The following is a 19,290-nucleotide window of genomic DNA, read 5'->3' as shown; positions in this document are numbered from 1 at the left end:
CCTGCGGTCAAGCCGTCATCCTTCATTTTACAGTTTTCTGTGTCTTACTCTTCCCGTTTCAACACTTCTGCGGCGTTGGCGGCGTCCCGGGCAAGCTGGCTTTTCAACTCCTCCAGGGAAGGGAATTTGGCCTCCGGCCTCAGGAACCGGACCGGCTCCACTTCCATTTCCCGCCCGTAAATATCCCCCGGCTGCCCGAACAAATGGGTTTCCAGCAGCAATTCTCCTCCTTTTTCCTCCACGGTGGGACGCACCCCCAGATTGGCCACCCCCCCGTATTCCGAGCCATTCACCCGGGCGCGCACGGCGTAAACCCCATGGGGAGGCTGCACGCCGGAGCCGGGTTTCATATTGGCTGTGGGATAATTAAGCTGGCGGCCCAGCTGGCGGCCATGAACCACCCGTCCCTTCCAGCGGTAGGGACGGCCCAGCATGGCGGACGCCTGTGAAAAATCCGCCGCGCGCACAGCTTCGCGGATCCGGGTGCTGCTCACGCGCTCCCCATCCTTCAGAATGGGGGGAACGGCCGTCACCCGGAACCCGCAGCGGCCTGCCAGAAGGCGCAGGGTTTCCACATTGCCCGCACGGCCGCGGCCAAAATGCCAGTCTTCCCCCACGGCAATCTCCGCCACCCGGCAGGAGGAACAGAGCTCCCCGATAAACTCTTCCGGACTCATGGAGGCCAGCCGAGAGGAAAATTCCAGATTCAGCACCATCCGCACCCCCAGTTCTTCCATCAGGGCAAACTTTTCCGCTTCCACCGCCATGATGGCGGCCGGCACGCTTTCCGGCCGGACTCGCGCCAGCGGATGGGTGCGGAATGTCAGCACGGCGGGAATCCCGCCGTCACGCGCAGCGCCTTCCACCGCAGCGGCAATCACCCCCGCATGCCCGAGATGCAGCCCGTCAAACATTCCCATGGCCCAGTGCACGGGGGAGGAAACGCCTTTCAAGTCCTTGAACTCCTGGTAAACAACCATGCTCTTACCTGGCAATCAGAATGTCCGCCAGCTCCTCCAAGGAAAGCATGGCACAGAACAGCTCTTCCCTGGGGGCGGTTTTCAGCGTATCCACCGTAACAGCGCGCTCCAGGGTAAAGGAACCGGACCTGGTGCGCCGCAGGGCGCTCAAATGCGCGCCACAGCCCAGAACCTTCCCGATGTCATACGCATAGGAACGCACGTAAAAACCTTTGGAGCACTGCACGGTAAAATCCACTTCCGGAATGGCCACCCGGGAAATCTGATGGCCGAACACCTCCACAGGGCGCGGCTCCCGCACCACTTCCTGCCCTTTCCGGGCCAGCTTGTACAGCGGCACGCCATCCTTCTTAATGGCGGAAACCATCGGAGGAATCTGCTCAAACGCACCGTCAAAACGGTCAAACGCCTCGCGGACGGACTGTTCCGTCACGCCGTCCACGGAATACTCCGCCACTACTTCCCCCATGGCGTCCTGGGAGGAGGTCTCCACCCCCAGCATGAGGGTTCCGGCGTACTCCTTGTGCTCGCACATCAGCTTGTCCTGAAGCTTCGTCGCCTTTCCCACCACCAGCATCAGCAATCCCGTAGCCATGGGGTCCAGCGTGCCGCAATGGCCGATTTTCTTTATCCCCAGGGACCGGCGCGCAATCGCCACCACATCGTGGGAGGTCATGTCCTGAGCCTTGTCAACCAGAAGCACGCCCGAGGGAACTTGCATGGAATCGGAAGTATTCATGAAATCTGCTGTTGGAGCACGCGTTCCACTTCCTCCTGCATAGCCTTCAGGATGGTGAGACGCACTTCTTCAATGGGGCCCCTGATGCGCACTCCGGCGGCCATGGCATGGCCTCCGCCTCCAAAACGGGAGGCCAGCTCCGCCACGGATACTTCCGGGGTCTTGGACCGCAGGGAAATGCGGATGCGGGGATCGTCCTCCGCTTCCTCCAGATAGGCGGCCAGCCAGACTCCCTGCACGGAACGCAAAAGGTCAATCAGGCCTTCCGTATCTTCCGGACGGCATCCGATCCGGGCCTTCGCCTCATTCGTCAGGCAAAAAGTGCAGATCCTGCCGTCGGGCGTCAGCCTCATGCCGTTCAGCGCTTCACGCATCAGCTGCATCCTTACCCAGGGCTTTTCCTGGTACAGCTGGCGGTTGATATCCTGGACGTCAACGCCCATCCGGATTAAATCCGCGGCCAGTTCCATCACGGCTGCCGTCGTCATCTGGTACTGGAAAGATCCCGTATCCGTGCTGACGGCCACGTAAAGGGCGTCACGCATCACCGGGGTAATGGGAATGCCCAGATACTTGAAAAAATAATAGAGCACCGCACCCGTGGCGCACTCGTTCGGCAGAACGCACTGCACGTCCCCGAACTGCTCATTGGTCTGGTGGTGGTCGATATTCGCCCACACCCTGACTCCCTCCAGCGCCTTCAGACTGCGTTCGCCCAGCCTCTTAAACGCCCCGTTGTCCACGGAAACGGCCACCTCCACATTCACCGCTTCATCAGGCGTGGGGATAATATTCTCCACGCCCGGAATGAAGGCCAGATTGGAAGGCACGCCGTCCTCATTCATCATGATCACCTTCTTGCCCATCTGCTTCAGGGCTTCCCCAAGGGCCAGCGTGGAACCAATGGCGTCGCCGTCCGGATGCACATGGGCAATGACCGCAAAGCTGTCATGGGTGCGGATCAGGTCCGCCAAAGGGGCAAATTCCGGACAATGTTTCCAATCTTCCATATGTTCTGCCGCGTTTTTATAGAAAAAGCCGCACTTGGACAATCACCAAGTGCGGCTTGAAAAGTCGTATTTAATCCCGGAAGAGGATTACTTCTTGGACTTCATGACCACCGGAGCCACATCCGCGGCGGGCTGGTTCAGGTCATTGAACTTCGGAAGGGGGGTCAGGGGGGGGGCACCCTGATCCTGACAGCAGCAGGAAGCCATGATGCTTGCCGCAAAAGCGGAAAGAGCCATAACGGTAATCTTCTTCATATGCGTGGTTAAATGATGGGTGATAAAGGATATGGAAATATCTTGGAGCATAAAAGCATACCATGCGGCCGCCCGTCAATCAAATTTGCGAAAATCTCCCCAGGGACCGCCTTTCCGCCTGTTTTGCCCTGCAAACAGGCCTTTATCAAATGGCAGAACGCATAAATCGCTCGCTTACGTCCATCAGGAGTGATAGGCTATTTCACGCCGTTTCCTTTCCATGCCATTCTCCCTCAGAATACTCCGGCTTTTCGGCAGCTTGCTGCTGGGCGCATGCGCGCTCGGAGTGGCTGGCATGACGTGGGCCTATCTGATAGAACCCAATCTCCTGCTCGTCCGGGAGGTGGACTACCGCGTTCCCCAATGGGACGGCCGGGGAAAACCTTTGAAAGTCGTCATTGCCGGAGACCTTCACCTGACGCCCACGGCCTTTGATGAAGTGAGGGCGCTCCGCTACGTCCAGAGAATCATGCAACTTAAACCGGACTTGATCCTGCTGGCGGGGGACTACGCCCGCGGAAGCAGCACCAACGCCAGCATCAGCCCCGCCGCCGCTGCACGGCTGCTTCACGGGTTATCGGCCCCCTACGGGGTATTCGCCATCCAGGGAAACCATGATTTCACTTTTGGCTGGAACAACTGGCGCAGGGAACTGACCCGGGCCGGCATCACCGTGCTGGAAAATCAAAGCGTCCTGATTACATTCAAGGATGGAAGGCAGCTTCAGCTCTCCGGAATACTGGACACCTCGCGCAATTCCAAAAAACGGTTCCCCAAACGCCAGTCTCCGGACATCCCCCACTTCCTGCTATCCCACCGTCCGGAAGTGGACCGCATGCTTTCCCATGGAGACGCAGACATCGTCATCAGCGGCCATACCCACGGAGGCCAGATACGCCTCCCCTTCAACTTCCTGTGGTTTGAAGCCAGTCCTGAACACGCCGAGGCCTATTCCTACCCCTGGCATATTTCCGGAGGGAACACCTATCTGATTACCAAGGGGCTGGGAACCAGCACGCTGCCCCTCCGCTTCAACTGCCCCCCGGAGATTTATTTGCTGGAACTGCATTGATTCCGGGCTGCCTTTCCATCCCTGATAAAACGGCGGCGGGAAGGGGAGTTTTCTTTATTCCTTGATTTTCCGCGGCCATAAGCCAGCATGCAGAATGGTTTCATTGTTTTCATGCCTCACCGCATCGTTTTCTACGGACAACCGGCCAAAGCCATGAAAGCGCTTCTGGAAGAATTTGATGTGGAGGTATGCTCCTCTTCGCCCAAGCCTCCCGGAAAAAATGCGGCAAACACGGAATACGCAGACTACTACAAGGCAGTTTTACGCGATATCCAATCCAGAATAGAGCAGGAGCATTAAACTCCATCCGGCATTAGGAACACTGGCCATCCTCTTTCTCAAACTGCTTTTGCAGCTTGAGAATTTTATTTCTGGTCATCCGGTAAACAGGCTTGTAAAGGTGTTTTTTCAAGATGGCCGGGAGAGTTCTTCCGGGCAGCGGGCCATGCAGCAAGTCGGCTTCACGCATGGCGCGTTCATAGCGTTCCCCTTCATAGCGCCAATTATACCGCCAGGGCTTGTGCACCCCCTGGTAATGCAGAATGCCCGGTTCCAGAGCCGCCTCCACCGCCTGGCGGGGAGTAACGCCGCGCCAGAACCGTTCCCTGGGGTCATTCTTCAGGATGCGACGCGTCAGGCCGTCATGCCAGTTCCAGCGCGGATGCAGCGGCACGGTCAGCTCGCACAGGGCGCCGTTCAGCGCGTCCTGGTCCGGGCAGGTCAGCCTGTCCCGGTGGCTGAAGGCATAATCCAGCACCGCTGTGACCAGATTCTTTTCCCGGAAAACGTCCACGTTCATCAGCAGCACGCCGGAATTGAAATATCCCGTACAGGTCAGCGGCATTTCCAGACGCTCGTTGAAATGGGAACCGGGCTTGGAAAAATTCTCAAACACCACGCCCACCGCCTTTCCGGACATATCCGTCCCGAACAGTTCCGTCAAATCCCGGCAGACCAGCACGTCAATGTCCAGATACAGAATGTTGCCCTTCTCCTCCTTCAATAATTCCGGAATGAACACGCGTCCCCAGGCGGGCACGGGCCACTGTTCCGTATGGGGGAAGTCATGATCTTCCAGAATGCCGGAAACGTCAATGAACTCCAGCCGGCACTCAAACCGGGACGCCATCCGCTCAAGGCTGTTCCGGTTCTCCCCGTCAATGCCGTCGGAAAGCACGTAAATCTTGTAAAAGGTTTCCGGTCCGGCAGTATTCAGCAGGGAAAAAATGGTAACGCTTAAAGGCAAAACGCCCCGGTTGTCGCTGGCCAGGACGACGGCAAATTCATTCTTTTTCATCGGTCGATCGTTCGGGTGTCGTCAGCGGCGCAGCGTGCGGGCGGCCGCCTTGCGCATTCTCTTCCAGTAATAGGAAAAGTCCAAGCCGGATTTTCCAGCCAGCCAGGTTTTCAGCAATTTGTCTTCCCGGAGGGACAGGCTGGAACTACCTTCCCCGGGACGGTACAGGTTTTCTCTGCGGAGCATCTGGGACACCTTCCGGGTGACCTCCTTCTGGACGGCATGGGGAGCGTACTTGCGGATATTCCGCACACCCATCACCAGCATTTTCAGGAACGCCTCCCTGTACTCCTCCAGAATACCGGACTGTTTCCACTCTTCCAGCACCAGCCGGGCTACTGTCAGGTAATCCAGCGACTGAAGGGAACTGCCGGAGGCAAACCCGCTCGTGATGGATCCGGAACGCTTGCGGTAAACATACGCCGCCCTGCTGACGACGCAGACCCTTTTGCACCAGGGAAAGGAGGCATAGTGAAAATACAGGTCCTCACAGGCGACGCCCTCCGGGAACCGGATTCCATATTCCTCTACGATGGAACGCCGGATCATCATGCCTCCCGCTCCGTGATGTATTTTCCCAATCGTTTCCGGGGTGCAGGGAATCCAGCCCTTGTCCGGAGCTGCCACGTCCTCAGGCAGGAACCGGTCCTCCCGTTCAGGGTCGGACTCGTAATAATACCGGAATCCGCACACCAGCTTATCGGCGTCCAGCGCCTTCGCACGGCCATACATCTCCTCCAGCAAATCCGTTTCCAGCCAGTCGTCGGAATCCACCAGCATCAGGTATTCTCCCTCCGCATGGTTCATCGCCAAGTTCCGGGTACGGGAAAGGCCTCCGTTGCTAGGAGCCTGAATTACCCTGATCCGCGGGTCCCGCTCCGCAAACTCCCGCAGAATGGCCAGGGAGCCGTCCGTGGAGGCGTCGTCCACGCAAATCACTTCCAGTTCCCGGAGCGTTTGCGCGCAAATGCTCTCCAGGCACTGGGCCAGATACGGCTCTACATTGTATACCGGAACCAAAACGGAAATCTTCACGGGAGCCGTCATGGCGTCTGGGGGGTGCCGGTTGTTTCCGCAAATTCAGTTTCTTCCTGCGGGGGCAGGAAGGGTTCCAGCGCAGACCATGCCTGGTCCACCGTAATCTCTTCAATGGCTCCCGGGGAAATGAGGTTGGAAATGCAGCGGGCCGTAATGGCGGACTTGCGCGTCCGGTGGCAGAACATGGCGACCACCGGAACCCCGGTATAGGCGCACATGTGCGTGGGCCCCGTATCGTTGCCCACACAAGCCAGGGAACGCAGCGCCATCTGCGGAATATCCATCAGTGTGGATTTTCCCAAAAAGCTGACAGCCAGGGGAGAGCTGGCGGCAATAGCCTCCACTTCCGTAGCCTCCGCCCGGGTGCCGATCACGACGGAGGCAATGCCCCGTTCCGCCAGACGCCGGGCCAGGGCGCAGAAATTTTCCACAGGCCAGCGCTTGTAGGGATGGTTGGGAGAACAGCCGGGAATCATCATCACGTAGCGTTCCGGAAGCTCGTCAAAATGAAGTCCTTCCCCATGCATGAAGGAAAGATCAGTCAGAACGCGTTCCAAATGAAACCTCTCCCTCTCCACGCGGCCAAAGCGGAAAGCGCCCTTTTTCAGCAGCCTGCGCCGTTCCCCGGAATTGCAGGCCACCCAGTCCATGTCATGGTCCAGCAGAAAACGCACGGCGGGATAATAACGCTTTCTGGTGCGGGAAGATTCCTGGAGATCGTATACTACGTCAAAATTCCCTTTCACGATGGAACGGATGGCTCCCCAGGTGGCTCCCAGCTTCCGGTAGGGAAGGCGGTTGTCCACAATGAAATCGTCAAATACCCCCAGCTGCTCCGCCATGGGAACAAACATCCCCATGGTCATCAGCGTGAGATGGGCTTCCGGATGAAGCTCCCGGAGGCGCTTCATCGTCCCCATGGCGAGCACCACGTCGCCAAGGGCTCCGTGCTTGATGATCAGAATACGCTGGGCAGGCATGGGCGGGAAAAGGGTGCAGGTTAAACGTAGCTGTCCTCCCTGTCCAGATACTTCTGCACGTACTGGCGCACGCCTTCCTCCAGGGAAGTCATGGGAGCGGCATACCCGGCGGCGCGCAATCTGGAAAGATCAGCCTGCGTATAATACTGGTACTTGCCCTTGAGCTCTTCCGGCATCTCCCGGTAGGCGATCTTTTCCTGAAGCCCCAGCGCGTTGAACGCCGCCTTCGCCAGATCATAGAAGGAACGCGCCTCGCCGGACCCCACGTTGAACAAGCCGCTCACCTCCGGATGGTCCAGCAGCCAGAGCACCACGTTCACGCAGTCCCCCACCCACACGAAATCCCGGAGCTGCCAGCCGTCCCGGTAGTCGGGATGGTAGGATTTGAACAGCTTCACCGTTTCATTCACCTTCACCTGCGGGAAAATGTGGGCCACCACGCTCTTCTGCCCTCCCTTGTGGTATTCATTGGGGCCGTACACGTTGAAAAACTTGAGTCCGGCGTACTGGGGAGGGGTTGGACGCCCTTCCTTCACCTCCCGGGCCACCTTGCGGTCAAACAGGGCCTTGCTCCATCCATAGGCGTTCAGGGGACGGAGCGCGTTGACATGTTCCAGGGAAGCGTCATCGTCAAACCCCATGGAGCCATCCCCGTACGTAGCCGCGGAGGAGGCATAAATAAACTGCTTGCCGTACAGGGCGCAGAACTCCCACAGATACCAGCTCAGGGTGAAATTCGTCCGGATAATCAAATCGGCGTCCGTCTCCGTAGTAGCGGAAATAGCTCCCATGTGAATGACCGCCTCAATCTCCTCCGCATGAGCCTCCATGTAGTCAAGCATGTCCTCCGGAGGGACCACGGCGCACAGCTCCCTCTTGGCGATGTTCTTCCACTTATCGGAAGAGCCCAGCTCATCCACCACCACAAGATCCTTTTTCCCCGCCTTTTCCAAGGCGGCGACAATGTTTGAGCCGATGAATCCGGCTCCACCCGTAACAATAATCATAATAGAAGAATAAATGAAGAAGTTGTACGGCTTTTTGTATCACACTCCACTGCCCCTAGGCAACTGCCATTTGAGATGCTGCCGGCAGCCCTGTTCTCAACGAATTCGGTCTTCGGGTACTCCAATCCGTATCCGGCTTCTGCGGAAGATTCCGGAAACGCCCTTTCCGCATCACCCGCCCGCTCACGGAGGGCATCCCTCTTTCCCCGTCATGACGATGGACAAGCCTTTAACTCACTGACTTTTTCAATTTATCATTGACCGCGGATTGTAAATCCATTACATCATTAAAACTTCTCATGCTTCCCCACGTTTCCATTATCGTTCCCTGCTACAATGTAGCCGCTTACGTGGACGAATGCCTGAACAGCCTGGTACGGCAGACTCTCCGGAATATTGAGATCATCTGCATCAATGACGGCTCCACGGACGATACCCGGGCCCACCTGCTCCGCTGGAAGGAAAAGGATGCCAGAATCATTCTTCTGGAACAGCAGAATGCGGGCGTTTCCGCCGCAAGGAATGCGGGGCTGGATGCGGCGCGAGGACTTTACGTCGGGTTTGCAGACCCGGACGACTATGTGGATCCGGAAATGTACTCCCGTCTTTTTTCCGCTGCCCTGGAACATGATGCGGACATTGTGGAATGCGGCAACCATGTCTTTGCGGACTCATCGGCCCAGCTGATTGAGGGCAAGAGGCGGTCCCCTTCCTGGCATTTTGAGCAGGACGCTTCACCGGACAGCTTCTTCCGGGACTCCATCTGGGGAAAGATGGACATCTGCGTGTGGAGCAAGCTGTTCCGGAAAAGCATGCTGGACGCCCACGGCCTCCGCTTCAATGTGAACCTGAAATCCGGCGCGGAGGATGAGACATTCCGGCTGATGGCCGTTCCCCACGCCTCCCGCCTTCTGTTTATTCCGGATTGCCTGTATTACTACCGCCTTATGCGGAGAGGCTCCCTTTCCCGCCACTGCCATGCCTCCACCTATTTCAAGTGCGTGCAGGAATTCCAGCGGCTGATGTATGTTGTGGATTACTGGAAGGAACACGGCTGGCAGAATGAAGGCCTGTTTGCCTATGGGGTACGGAAAATCAGACCTTTCTTTGTCTCCAAGCGCCCTCTCTTCCACCAGATGACCGCCGTTGAGCAACAGTCCCTTCTGGACTGGTGGCACCTGTTCTACCAGAAAGCGGAAGGGGCGCGTTTCCTTTCCGTCCTGCTGGACCGGGACAGGCAGCTGGTAGAACTGCTGAATTCGGCTCAAACGCCCGCCAGCGGCTGGGGCCGTATCCTTCTGGCCGCATTTTCCCTGATTCCCGGGCAGAAAGGACGTTATTATTTCTGCAAGAGAATGCTTGCACACCACTTTTCCCAGGCGCCTTCCGACAGTTCCCAAACGAAAAACGCACCTCCCCAGACGCCGTTTGACACACGGCCGCCTTCCCTGTAAATTGCCGTATCCTCCCTCCCGGACCAATGAACCGCTTTCTTTCATTCGCAGATTCCCGCATGTCAGCCGCACTGGAACGGCTGGGCAGGCAGGCGCAAGCGCTGGGATTTTTTGATGAAATCACTCTATTCACGGAACATGACCTTTCCGCAGAATTCACCAGCCGCATGGGGAAATACCTGACTCCGTCCTGCCGGGGATTCGGTTACTGGTCCTGGAAGCCCTGGGCGATCAACCATGTTCTGCGGCAGATGCAGGAAGGCGACCGCCTTCTGTACCTGGATGCCGGATGCCATATCAATATCAACGGAGCGGCCCGCTTCCGGGAATACGTGGACATGCTGGACCGGGACAGCCGCGGCATGCTGGTTTTCGCCAACGGGCAGCCGGAATACAAATGGACCAAGGGAGACATTTTCCACCACTTCGGTATTTCCGGGAAAGACACCCATATCACCCATACCCAGCAAATTGCAGGGGGGCACGTCTTTCTGAAAAAGAACCCGCTCACGGAAAACCTGATCCGGGAATGGCTCCATATCTTTTACGACCATCTGCATCTGGTGGATAATTCCCGCTCCGTCTCCCCCAACCTGCCGGGATTTGTGGAGAACCGGTACGATCAGAGCATTTTCTCCATTTTGTGCAAACTGCGGGGCATTACCACTCTGGACAGCGCGGAAACCTATGCGGAAGACTGGGGGAGGCTTTCCTCCTTTCCTTTCCAGGACAGGCGTGACAAGGGGGATCCAGCACCTCAGAAAAATGCAGCAACTTGTTGGCAACGGTTATTCAGGAAAATGAGCTGATCTCCTTCGTATCATCATCTTCCATACTTCCCACACAACTTCGCATCTTGAATGCAATGATGGAATAGGAAAACTTTCCTTCCACATATTCACATCCGGTAACGCTTAAACTCCCTAACAAGCTGCAATCATCATACAGGAGCTATCAAGGGAGCACGATCGGGACAATAAAACTGTTCTGCAATAAAGCTATTTTACTATTCATACAAACTTCAAGCACGCTCCCGCCAAGACATCATTAAACCTGAATAACATTGAGTCTGGGAAAGCACTATAGAAAAACAAAGCAGCTTTAATTGGAAAAATCCATGGCGAATTCTCTATTCCAGTATCCTATCTACGTTAATATTTTCGGATACCATTTTCGTCAGCCAGCTGTTCCAGCATACTTAAATATTCTTCCAGCGCTTTTATTCTTCGTTTTCTTTTAGTCCGCGCATGACCAAAAGAGCAAAATATCTTCCACTGATGCTGATTCAAATTTTTCCGCACAGCTTTCAAAGACAAATCAAACACTTCTTTCAAATGAGCCTGGAAACTCGGCATGCTGAACGCCGTTTTCCACCAAAGGAGACCATGGACGACATTGGCAACTGCTTTGGAATTCACATCCCAGGGCTTGCTTTCTATTAAATGAAGTATTTTCCATGATTTTTCTTTATGAATGGTCGGAACATCGGAAAATTCTGTCCCTTTCCATCTTGCGGTATCAGGTTCATCTTTCAAATACGGCTCAAATTGAAAATTCCATTCTACAGGAAGATGCTTGCGGAAACCGAAAAAGGCTATGTTGAATATATCCTGGTCATGATTGAAAAATGTATCCCGGCTTAACAGCTTCATTAAAACATCCTCCCTTCTTTCTTCCCTGATTCTCTTTAAATCAAGAACAAGTACTCCATTATTGAAATATTGACGAATATCCTTGATTCCCAATTGTTCAAGAAGCTGTATATTGGGATTCAACGCAGACTCCCCTAAAGACAAAGACTTCAATATGGAGGTATCTGTTACCGACCCAATGAGCGCATTTCCAAGATCCGTACGATACAATTCTGCAATGTCAGCATTTAGAAGAACATCTACGTCCAGATAAATCATTCGGTCGTATTCAGGAAAAAGCATCCCCAGCCATAATCGGTAATAAGAATATGCGATAGCATGCAAATTCTTATTATTTAGTTTTTCCTGTTGAAGTTTTTCCAATGTTCGGAAATTCAGTTCCACATTCTCATAACATTCCGTTACCTTCACCAATTCCTCCATTACCTCTGGAGAAAGCCCGTCATGCATCACCCAGATATCATAACAATCATTCGGATTTATTTTTTTGCACAAGGAATGAACAGCTACGCCAACGTAAGGAGCCCAAGACTCGTTCGTAGAAAATACAATCGGAATATGATATTGAATACTCATTAACATGTTTATCATGTTAAAACACGGCTTTAGTGTCAATGATAATTTTTGAAAGTAAATAACTTAATTGATATTGGAACAAAAGATACGCACCCATTTTTCAAATCTCATCCATATGCTTCATTCATCAAGCCAAAGCAGAACTTAAAATGGATTTTTTCTTGAACTACTTGATCACTAAATCCGAAGATGACCCCAGACTCTATTCTCCTGGATATGGCTTTACCAGAATAGATAATAGAAAAACTTTTCTCACAGTAAGGGGAATGGCTTTCCGGAAAGAAAAGGCCATCCAGTCATTAAAAAGCGGCACGACAAAGAAACAATAGAAAAACAACATATTCCGCAATGTTGAAATTTCTCTTTTCCCTTCTGTAGCGCTTCCAAACTCCGAGCCCTTTGTCATTGACAAGAAAAGGGCGCACCATACACTTTGTTTTTCCCCTATCCCGCCTCCTCCCATGAAAACGCTTAAAATTTCCTTTTTACAATCCACCCCGGATTTCGGCAGGGAAGGCATCCATCAGCTCCTGAAAGACCGGTATCACGTGGTGGAAGACGACTCCGACTTTGACTACCTGGTCGCCACCCCCTGGTTTTACGTCAACAGGGAGGCATTTTACGACTTTCTGGAACGGGCTCCGGGACATATCACTATCATGTACGGCTGTCATGAAGCCATCGCCCCGGATTTCATGCTGTTTGACTACTACATCGGGCTGGATACCGTACCCGGAAGCGACCGCACCGTCAAACTCCCTTTCCTGCGCCACCATCTGCAGGAAGTGCACGGGACCAAGGAAGGACTGGACGTCCGGGCTCTTCTGGCCTCGAAAACGGCTTTCTGCAACTTCATTTACTCCAATCGCAAATCCCACCCCAACCGGGACGCCATCTTCCACAAGCTCTCCGCCTGCCAATTCGTCAATTCCCTGGGCCCCCACCTCAATAATACGCCCGGAGACGGCCACCAGGAGGAAGACTGGTACACCTCCTCCATCCGGATGAAAAAGCCGTACAAATTCTCCATCGCCTTTGAAAACGCATGGTACCCCGGCTATACCAGCGAAAAAATCGTTACCAGCATGCTTGCCGGCACCATCCCCATTTACTGGGGCAATCCGGACATCGGCCTGGAATTCAATTCCGGAGCGTTCATCAACTGCCATGACTTTCCCACGCTGGATGACGCCGTGGCCTACGTAAAAAAGGTGGATGAAGATGATGACCTGTGGTGTGAAATCATGTCCCGCCCGTGGAAAACTCCGGAGCAGGAAGCCCGCTTTCTGGAAGAAACGGCCCGGGAAACGGCCAAGCTTTACAGGATATTCGACCAATCTCCGGAAGAAGCCCGCCGCAAGGGGGACGGAACCTGGATTTCCTACTATCAGCGTTTTTTAAAACGAGGCCACAGGCTGCGCCTGGCATGGCGGCGGCTAAAAAACCGCCTGCGCCGCCAATAACAAAAATTCCGGATCTCCCCACATCCTGCCTCATGCCGGAGCTTGCCGGAAAATTGGCTTAAATGGACGTAGAGGGGGAAAATCACCGGCCTGCGCCGCGTGATCCCCCTCCGCATCATCTTTCATCAAGCCGTACAGCGGCGGAAGGAAGATGAGGACCATGGTGCCCTGTGACGGCCACCTCCCCTACGGTTCCAGCAACATGGGTGCCGTTACCATGAAGCAGCTTTTGCCGGGGAAAGGAAAAAACAGCGTCCAACCGAGGGAGTCCCCGGCAGGGACAACACCCAATCCTTTGACATTGACAAGGCAGGAAGGCCCCATACACTGGCGCCATACAACGGTATTCCGCTTTGCCTCCGGATAAAACTATCCGGAAAGCGGCTGCCAGCTCATACGTCTTTTCAACGTCTCTACTCCCATGCAGGATTCTTCCCGCCCCATACGCATCAAGGTCATTAGAAAATCCACCAAGGCCTCCCCGGACAAAACGGATTCCCTGCTATGGGGGGACTGCCTGTTCTGTACGGACGCCGCCATGACGGATTATGACTGGGTGCTGGTGTATGATGAATTCCCGAGAAATTCCATAGGCACCATCAAGAATGAAACGGAACCCCTGCGCTGCCCTCCGGACCAGACCATCCTGATCACGGTGGAGCCCCCGTCCATCAAAATTTACAGCCGGGCCTACACCAGCCAGTTCGGCGCCGTTCTGACCACCCATTCTTCACGGGACCTGCCGCACCCCAACCACATCCTGGGCCGGGGATGCCTGGAATGGCTGTACATCAAACCCATGCAGGATATTCTGAATCAGACGGAATTTCCCAAATCCAAGATGCTTTCCACCATCTGCTCCGCCAAGCAGCATACTCATACCATGCATAAAATGCGCTATGACCTCACGCGCTACCTGGCGGACCGCCTGCCGGAACTGGACTGGTTCGGGCACGGCATTCAGGAGATAGAGAACAAAACCATCGCCATGGATGACTACAAATACCATCTGTGCGTGGAAAACCATCTGGAACCCCATCACTGGACGGAAAAACTGTCTGACGCCTTTGTTGCCATGACTCTTCCCTTTTACGCCGGAGATCCGCTGGCGACGGAATGCTTCCCGCCGGAAAGTTTTATTCCCATCCCTCTGGACGATCCGCAGAAAGCCTTTGAAATCATCCGCAAGGCCATGGACGACGGAGAATACGAAAAAAGGCTGCCTGCCATCCGCGAGGCGAGACGACTGGTTCTGGAAAAATACAACATGTTCTCCCAGACGGCGGATGTTATCCATCATCACCGGGGAACGGGAGCCGTCCGGCCCGGCGCCACGCTGAAGGGACGCCACGTTCTGCGGAAAAACCCGCTCCACGCCCTCCGGGAACTGGCGGACACGCTGGCCTATAAAATCAGGTCACGCAAAAAACGCAGGACCGGAACCGGAGCGTAAGCCGGACTCCGGTTCCAGGGTGCGGGCAAAAACATCCCCTACCAGTAAATGGAACTGCTGGACGGCATTTTGCCTATCGCCTTTCGGCAGGCGGACCGGGCTGCCTCCGAACGGTGGAAGGATTCGGAAGGAACGCTTTCCCCCTGGTATTCCCCCAGTTTTTTCCCTGCCAAATCGTGCACGGTCACCGTTACTTTCGTCTTATAACCAGGCCGCGTATTGGGGCCGGGAATGGTGGTAAAATAATTCCCGTTGCGAATCAGCACATGCTCCTGCGCCGTCTTGCTGACGGTCGCCACGGCCCCGTACCCGTCCTCTCCGGGGTACATGACCTGGAAGCCCTTGGATGACAGGGAGTCCGCAGCCGTATCCGCCATGTCCCAATCCGAGCACTGGACTCTGACCTTGCGGTATTTGACCCGGCGCTTGGCGGCGGCCTGCTGGCTCTGCTCCATATCGCGGTTAAACTGCGCCCACTCTTCCGCCGTACATGCAGTCAGGGTGGCAAGCACGGCCGCAGCGGCCCATCTGGTCCAATTCCCGTATCTCATTTCTTTAAAAACAGGTGCATGACTCCCCTCCGGCCTGAAACTGATTCAAGCCGTCCGGAAAACAAATGATCAAACAAGGCAAAAACATTAATCAGCATTGCGGGAGGCATGCTTCTTGGCACGTTCCTCCTCTTTCTGCTTCTTCATGTCTTCCTTCATCTTGGCCTTTTCTTCGGCATCCAGCTTGCCGTCCTTGTTGGTATCATATTTTTCAAGGAGGGCGGCCTTTTTCTCTGCGGAAGTCATTTTTTTGGGAGCGTCTTCTCCCGCCATGGAAGGCATGACAAACGCCGCGGCCAGAACAATAAGCAAATACTTCATCATAAAATGGGGGTTCTTAAATATCCTTCTTCTACTCCCACACGCCCCCTTTGTCTCTCTTTTTTTCGTAATGCACGGAAATTACCCTGCCATGCACCCTTGTTCCTTTGTGAACGGGCTTTCCGGTCAGGCCTTTCCGAAGGGGAAGAACAATGGAATCGCCAACACCATGACCAGCCCCATGATGACCTGGAGGGGAACGCCCACCTTCACGTAATCCATAAACGTGTACTTGCCCGCCGGCATGACCAGGGCGTTCGGCGGCGTGGAAAAGGGGGAAGCAAAGCACATGCTCGTGCCCACGGAAACCGCCAGCAGCAGCGGATAGGGGCTGATGCCCATGCTCACTGCGGATTGCAGGGAGATGGGAGCCAGAAGCACCGCCGTGGCCGTATTGCTGATAAACATGGTCAGGAGGGAGGCTGTGAAATAAACGCCCGCCATCAGGGCGAACGGCCCGAAGCCCCCCAGCCCGGCCACCAGCCCATGGGAAATGGCCTCCGAGGCGCCGGTCTTCTCCAGCGCCACGGACATGGGCAGCATGGCGGCAATCAGCACAATGCTTTCCCAGTTGATCGTCCGGTACGCCTCCTCCACGTTGCGCAGGCAGCCGCACAGCACCATGAGGACGGCGGCAATCAGCACGGCCGCCACGGCAGGCACCCAGTTGAACACCATGGCCGCAATCATCAGCAGCATGATGCCGGCGGCCAGGGGTGCCTTATGCGTCAAGGTTACCTTGGACGCCTCCGCCAGCGGCTGCCCCACCACGACCCATTCAAAGGTTTTTTCACTCAGGCGCGCAATATCCGCCCAAGTGCCCTGAATCAGGAGCGTGTCCCCATACTGGAGCTTCACATCCTTCAAATTGTGGAAAATGTAATGATTATCGCGCTGGATCGCCAGAATGTTGACCCCGTATTTGGCGCGGAGGCCGGAAGACTTCACGGGCATGTTAATGAGGTCCGAGTTGCGCATGAGCAGCATTTCCGCAATGCCTATTTCATCAAACTTCAATTTGCTTTTCAGGATGGAATCCGTATCTTCCGACGTTTTCCGGTTAATCATCACCGAGCCGTATTCCCGGGCAAAACGTTCCACATCATCGAAATCCCCCATCACGTAAATAACGTCTCCCCTCGCCACCTGCGTATCTGACCCCGCCATGGTCTGGCTGACCGTTTGCAGGAAGGAATGGCGGTTGGAATGCCTGCGGCGCACTTCCACGATGTTGACATGGTAACGGTCCGGAATATGGAGGTCTTGCAGCGGATGCTCCGTCAACGGGGACTCATCCAGCACCCGGAGGCGGTAAAGATTGTTAATGATCTGGTACTCGTCAATCAGCTGGCTGAGGGACTTGCCCTTGGCCTCATGCTCCGTCCTGTCCTCATGATGGCCCAGAAACTTCCTGCTGAGCGGGATCAGTACCACAACGCCCGTCACGATGCAAATAAGGCCGATAGGAGTGAACGAGAAAAAGCCCAGCTCCTCCAATCCGGCCTCCTGGAGCTGGTTGTTGATAACCAGGTTGGGGGGCGTTCCAATCAGCGTCAGCATGCCCCCCATGCTGCTGGCAAACGCCATGGGCATGAGCAGGCGGCTGGTCTGAATGCCATTGTCCGCGGCCAGACTCACCAGGATGGGCAGCATCAGGGCCACCGTTCCCGTATTGCTGACAAACGCTCCTATCCCGGCTGTAACAAGCATGGTCAGCACCAGCAGGCGCAGTTCGCTCTTGCCGGCCAGCTTTACGATCCTGCCGCCCAGCATTTTAGCCAGGCCCGTCCGGAAAATGGCTCCCCCCACTACAAAAAGCCCCACCATCATGACCACAATGGAATTGGAAAAACCGGAAAGCGCCTGGTCCGGGCTTAAAATCCCAAACACGATCAGGCACAACAGGGCACACAACGCGACAATATCCGAACGGATTCTCCCCTGAACAAACAAAACGGCGGATACTCCCAGAATGAGCAGCGTGGTCAACATGTCAAGAACGGCGGAGGTAAAAATTAATAAAGGAGGTTTTCTAACATTTCCCGTTTGCCTTGTCGATAGGCCGAACAAGTCATCCGTGATGGCAACGTGACTTCATCCGGCAAAGGAAAACGGCCCATGCGCCGTACGCAGACTGCCCCTTTCCCTTCCGCGAACATCACGAATCACAGAAAGGGTATAATGGATAGCAACTGTATTTATGATACGTTTTAACCATTTCCTCAAGATTGCTTGGCTTATTCCACAGAGGAGGCAAGTCATTCCTGCATTACCAGTTCGCTCATAGAACTCTATCCATTTTCCTCCCCTTGGTTTCCATTTATATTGCTCCTCTTTGCTGAATGCGGCGTCCAGTCACTTTACTGGGATGCTGCGCCCCGTGGCCTTCGGGACAGGGAGGAGGCTTAACACTACCTTCTGCAGGAAACATACATTATTTGTTAGAAAAATAAGAAATGAAGATATAACAAACATAATATATACGTCCTACGAAAACATATTGCATACATAACTGAAACATTTCAGACTGTATAGATATGAAGATAAAACACTTGCTGTTAGCTAGCTTCGCTCTCCTGGCCGTATCATGCACCAACCGTTTGGCTGATCTCACAGTCGCCTCCACAAAAAACATGGACCTGAAACATACTGCCGGGTACACCACCAACTACAATGTACGTTCCAAAGGGGAAGACAAAAAACACATCGTTCTTTTCTTCCCCACGGGCTTCCCTAACGTCAAGGAAGCCATTGATAACGCCATTGAAAAAAACGGTCCAAACTGCGTCGGTCTCACCAATGCCACGCTTGAAGAAAAATGGTTTTACATACCTTTCATCTATGGGCAGATTTCCTTCGTCGCGGAAGGTGATCCCATCATGAGAAAAGACTAAACCCTTTCATGACCTCTCTACAAAAACTACTCTTCCGGGCGACAGCCTCATTATTGGCTGTCGCCTCTTCTATCACCTCCTCCTGTTCCCTCATGGTTTCGGGCAAACAATCCGTTTCCATCACCGCATCTGAAAAAGACGCGGCCATCTATGTTGACAATGCCTACGTTGGGCACGGACAAGCCACCACTCTTCTCTCCAAGGGAAAAACTCATACCATCACCGCCATCAAGGGCAACCGCTTCGCCAGTGCGCCCATCAACTACAGCATATCCACCACTGGCATTCTGGACGCGGCAGGAGGCATCCTCCTACTTCCTGCACTAGGTTTCCTAAGTGACGGCGCTTGGCAACTGGACACTGCCCAAGTCTACCTCCAAATGCCATGAAAACAACCTTACTCCTTTCCACATTGTTTTCTGGCTCTTCTTCAACATCGGTAGGAGAGCATCCGTAAGGCTGAATCAAGAGAAAAAAAGGAATCGAGAAAATCAGGCTCTTCATCAAAATCGGTGGATGAGCCGTCAACAGAGCCGCAAGCCAAAGAA

General features: G+C 54.4%; 20 protein-coding genes. 8 read left to right on the top strand and 12 right to left on the bottom strand.

Going from position 1 to position 19,290, the window contains the following annotated elements:
• Positions 1-44: 44 nt before the first annotated feature.
• The 4 genes from ribF to LIO64_RS06150 form a co-directional block, all read right to left on the bottom strand.
• Entirely contained in the window at positions 45-980 is a 936-nt protein-coding gene (gene ribF, locus LIO64_RS06165; protein ID WP_290548564.1) for a riboflavin biosynthesis protein RibF, read from the bottom strand.
• A gap of 4 nt (positions 981-984) precedes the next feature.
• The gene (gene truB / locus LIO64_RS06160; protein ID WP_290548563.1) at positions 985-1,719 is read right to left on the bottom strand and encodes a tRNA pseudouridine(55) synthase TruB; all 735 of its coding nucleotides are present in this window, start codon (positions 1,717-1,719) and stop codon (positions 985-987) included.
• Positions 1,716-2,729, bottom strand: a complete 1,014-nt coding sequence (locus LIO64_RS06155; RefSeq protein WP_290548562.1) for a bifunctional oligoribonuclease/PAP phosphatase NrnA — start codon at positions 2,727-2,729, stop codon at positions 1,716-1,718. The genes truB and LIO64_RS06155 overlap by 4 nt, the downstream gene beginning before the upstream one ends.
• Before the next feature lie 87 nt (positions 2,730-2,816).
• Complete coding sequence (locus tag LIO64_RS06150; protein WP_290548561.1) at positions 2,817-2,984, bottom strand: hypothetical protein; 168 nt, start codon at positions 2,982-2,984, stop codon at positions 2,817-2,819.
• Positions 2,985-3,204: 220 nt separating this feature from the next.
• Between LIO64_RS06150 and LIO64_RS06145 the strand changes: the two genes are divergently transcribed.
• Together LIO64_RS06145 and LIO64_RS06140 are read left to right on the top strand one after the other, a co-directional pair.
• Complete coding sequence (locus LIO64_RS06145) at positions 3,205-4,056, top strand: metallophosphoesterase (protein ID WP_290548560.1); 852 nt, start codon at positions 3,205-3,207, stop codon at positions 4,054-4,056.
• Between the two features lie 87 nt (positions 4,057-4,143).
• Positions 4,144-4,356, top strand: coding sequence for a hypothetical protein (locus tag LIO64_RS06140; protein WP_290548559.1), 213 nt, complete (start codon positions 4,144-4,146; stop codon positions 4,354-4,356).
• Positions 4,357-4,369: 13 nt separating this feature from the next.
• On the opposite strand, the gene LIO64_RS06135 is transcribed toward LIO64_RS06140, so the two are convergent.
• The 4 genes from LIO64_RS06135 to rfaD are packed head-to-tail and all read right to left on the bottom strand — an operon-like array spanning position 4,370 to position 8,378.
• Positions 4,370-5,353: a glycosyltransferase family 8 protein gene (locus LIO64_RS06135; protein WP_290548558.1), complete on the bottom strand. Its 984-nt coding sequence runs from the start codon at positions 5,351-5,353 to the stop codon at positions 4,370-4,372.
• A 21-nt stretch (positions 5,354-5,374) separates the two neighbouring features.
• Positions 5,375-6,400, bottom strand: coding sequence for a glycosyltransferase family 2 protein (locus tag LIO64_RS06130; RefSeq protein WP_290548557.1), 1,026 nt, complete (start codon positions 6,398-6,400; stop codon positions 5,375-5,377).
• Positions 6,397-7,371 carry a glycosyltransferase family 9 protein gene (locus LIO64_RS06125; protein WP_290548556.1) on the bottom strand — a complete coding sequence of 325 codons (975 nt, stop codon included), beginning with the start codon at positions 7,369-7,371 and terminating at the stop codon, positions 6,397-6,399. The genes LIO64_RS06130 and LIO64_RS06125 overlap by 4 nt, the downstream gene beginning before the upstream one ends.
• Positions 7,372-7,391: 20 nt before the next feature.
• Positions 7,392-8,378, bottom strand: coding sequence for an ADP-glyceromanno-heptose 6-epimerase (gene rfaD, locus LIO64_RS06120; protein WP_290548555.1), 987 nt, complete (start codon positions 8,376-8,378; stop codon positions 7,392-7,394).
• A 299-nt stretch (positions 8,379-8,677) separates the two neighbouring features.
• Between rfaD and LIO64_RS06115 the strand changes: the two genes are divergently transcribed.
• A complete protein-coding gene (locus LIO64_RS06115) occupies positions 8,678-9,832 on the top strand; it encodes a glycosyltransferase (RefSeq protein ID WP_290548554.1) in 1,155 nt (384 codons plus the stop codon).
• A gap of 59 nt (positions 9,833-9,891) precedes the next feature.
• A complete protein-coding gene (locus LIO64_RS06110) occupies positions 9,892-10,641 on the top strand; it encodes a hypothetical protein (protein WP_290548553.1) in 750 nt (249 codons plus the stop codon).
• A 342-nt stretch (positions 10,642-10,983) separates the two neighbouring features.
• Here LIO64_RS06110 and LIO64_RS06105 read toward each other — a convergent pair whose 3' ends face one another.
• Positions 10,984-12,066, bottom strand: coding sequence for a glycosyltransferase family 8 protein (locus LIO64_RS06105; RefSeq protein WP_290548552.1), 1,083 nt, complete (start codon positions 12,064-12,066; stop codon positions 10,984-10,986).
• Positions 12,067-12,521: 455 nt separating this feature from the next.
• On the opposite strand from LIO64_RS06105, the gene LIO64_RS06100 reads away from it, so the two are divergent.
• The gene (locus LIO64_RS06100; RefSeq protein WP_290548551.1) at positions 12,522-13,523 is read left to right on the top strand and encodes a glycosyltransferase family 10; all 1,002 of its coding nucleotides are present in this window, start codon (positions 12,522-12,524) and stop codon (positions 13,521-13,523) included.
• 421 nt (positions 13,524-13,944) lie between these two features.
• Positions 13,945-14,976, top strand: a complete 1,032-nt coding sequence (locus LIO64_RS06095; protein ID WP_290548550.1) for a glycosyltransferase family 10 — start codon at positions 13,945-13,947, stop codon at positions 14,974-14,976.
• Between the two features lie 38 nt (positions 14,977-15,014).
• On the opposite strand, the gene LIO64_RS06090 is transcribed toward LIO64_RS06095, so the two are convergent.
• From LIO64_RS06090 to LIO64_RS06080, 3 genes are all read right to left on the bottom strand, one after another.
• A complete protein-coding gene (locus LIO64_RS06090; RefSeq protein WP_290548549.1) occupies positions 15,015-15,527 on the bottom strand; it encodes a hypothetical protein in 513 nt (170 codons plus the stop codon).
• 87 nt (positions 15,528-15,614) lie between these two features.
• Entirely contained in the window at positions 15,615-15,851 is a 237-nt protein-coding gene (locus LIO64_RS06085; protein ID WP_290548548.1) for a hypothetical protein, read from the bottom strand.
• A 123-nt stretch (positions 15,852-15,974) separates the two neighbouring features.
• Positions 15,975-17,840, bottom strand: coding sequence for an SLC13 family permease (locus LIO64_RS06080; protein WP_290548547.1), 1,866 nt, complete (start codon positions 17,838-17,840; stop codon positions 15,975-15,977).
• Between the two features lie 545 nt (positions 17,841-18,385).
• On the opposite strand from LIO64_RS06080, the gene LIO64_RS06075 reads away from it, so the two are divergent.
• Both LIO64_RS06075 and LIO64_RS06070 read left to right on the top strand, forming a co-directional pair.
• Positions 18,386-18,742 carry a hypothetical protein gene (locus LIO64_RS06075; RefSeq protein WP_290548546.1) on the top strand — a complete coding sequence of 119 codons (357 nt, stop codon included), beginning with the start codon at positions 18,386-18,388 and terminating at the stop codon, positions 18,740-18,742.
• An 8-nt stretch (positions 18,743-18,750) separates the two neighbouring features.
• The gene (locus LIO64_RS06070; protein WP_290548545.1) at positions 18,751-19,131 is read left to right on the top strand and encodes a hypothetical protein; all 381 of its coding nucleotides are present in this window, start codon (positions 18,751-18,753) and stop codon (positions 19,129-19,131) included.
• The last annotated feature ends 159 nt before the right edge of the window (positions 19,132-19,290 follow it).

This window comes from Akkermansia sp., from assembly GCF_020860705.1.
In the GTDB taxonomy this organism is placed as follows: domain Bacteria; phylum Verrucomicrobiota; class Verrucomicrobiia; order Verrucomicrobiales; family Akkermansiaceae; genus Akkermansia.
The sequence above is the reverse complement of the archived record's forward strand: the minus strand, read 5'-3'. Positions and strand labels throughout refer to the sequence as shown.

Bases quoted from the DNA above. Each gene is read 5' to 3' on its own strand.
- ribF (WP_290548564.1), bottom strand. From the start codon at position 980: ATGGTTGTTTACCAGGAGTTCAAGGACTTGAAAGGCGTTTCCTCCCCC.
- truB (WP_290548563.1), bottom strand. From the start codon at position 1,719: ATGAATACTTCCGATTCCATGCAAGTTCCCTCGGGCGTGCTTCTGGTT.
- LIO64_RS06130 (WP_290548557.1), bottom strand. From the start codon at position 6,400: ATGACGGCTCCCGTGAAGATTTCCGTTTTGGTTCCGGTATACAATGTA.
- LIO64_RS06135 (WP_290548558.1), bottom strand. From the start codon at position 5,353: ATGAAAAAGAATGAATTTGCCGTCGTCCTGGCCAGCGACAACCGGGGC.
- LIO64_RS06110 (WP_290548553.1), top strand. From the start codon at position 9,892: ATGTCAGCCGCACTGGAACGGCTGGGCAGGCAGGCGCAAGCGCTGGGA.
- LIO64_RS06090 (WP_290548549.1), bottom strand. From the start codon at position 15,527: ATGAGATACGGGAATTGGACCAGATGGGCCGCTGCGGCCGTGCTTGCC.
- LIO64_RS06080 (WP_290548547.1), bottom strand. From the start codon at position 17,840: ATGTTGACCACGCTGCTCATTCTGGGAGTATCCGCCGTTTTGTTTGTT.
- LIO64_RS06095 (WP_290548550.1), top strand. From the start codon at position 13,945: ATGCAGGATTCTTCCCGCCCCATACGCATCAAGGTCATTAGAAAATCC.
- LIO64_RS06140 (WP_290548559.1), top strand. From the start codon at position 4,144: ATGCAGAATGGTTTCATTGTTTTCATGCCTCACCGCATCGTTTTCTAC.
- LIO64_RS06075 (WP_290548546.1), top strand. From the start codon at position 18,386: ATGAAGATAAAACACTTGCTGTTAGCTAGCTTCGCTCTCCTGGCCGTA.
- LIO64_RS06145 (WP_290548560.1), top strand. From the start codon at position 3,205: ATGCCATTCTCCCTCAGAATACTCCGGCTTTTCGGCAGCTTGCTGCTG.
- LIO64_RS06115 (WP_290548554.1), top strand. From the start codon at position 8,678: ATGCTTCCCCACGTTTCCATTATCGTTCCCTGCTACAATGTAGCCGCT.
- rfaD (WP_290548555.1), bottom strand. From the start codon at position 8,378: ATGATTATTGTTACGGGTGGAGCCGGATTCATCGGCTCAAACATTGTC.
- LIO64_RS06070 (WP_290548545.1), top strand. From the start codon at position 18,751: ATGACCTCTCTACAAAAACTACTCTTCCGGGCGACAGCCTCATTATTG.
- LIO64_RS06105 (WP_290548552.1), bottom strand. From the start codon at position 12,066: ATGTTAATGAGTATTCAATATCATATTCCGATTGTATTTTCTACGAAC.
- LIO64_RS06085 (WP_290548548.1), bottom strand. From the start codon at position 15,851: ATGATGAAGTATTTGCTTATTGTTCTGGCCGCGGCGTTTGTCATGCCT.
- LIO64_RS06155 (WP_290548562.1), bottom strand. From the start codon at position 2,729: ATGGAAGATTGGAAACATTGTCCGGAATTTGCCCCTTTGGCGGACCTG.
- LIO64_RS06150 (WP_290548561.1), bottom strand. From the start codon at position 2,984: ATGAAGAAGATTACCGTTATGGCTCTTTCCGCTTTTGCGGCAAGCATC.
- LIO64_RS06125 (WP_290548556.1), bottom strand. From the start codon at position 7,371: ATGCCTGCCCAGCGTATTCTGATCATCAAGCACGGAGCCCTTGGCGAC.
- LIO64_RS06100 (WP_290548551.1), top strand. From the start codon at position 12,522: ATGAAAACGCTTAAAATTTCCTTTTTACAATCCACCCCGGATTTCGGC.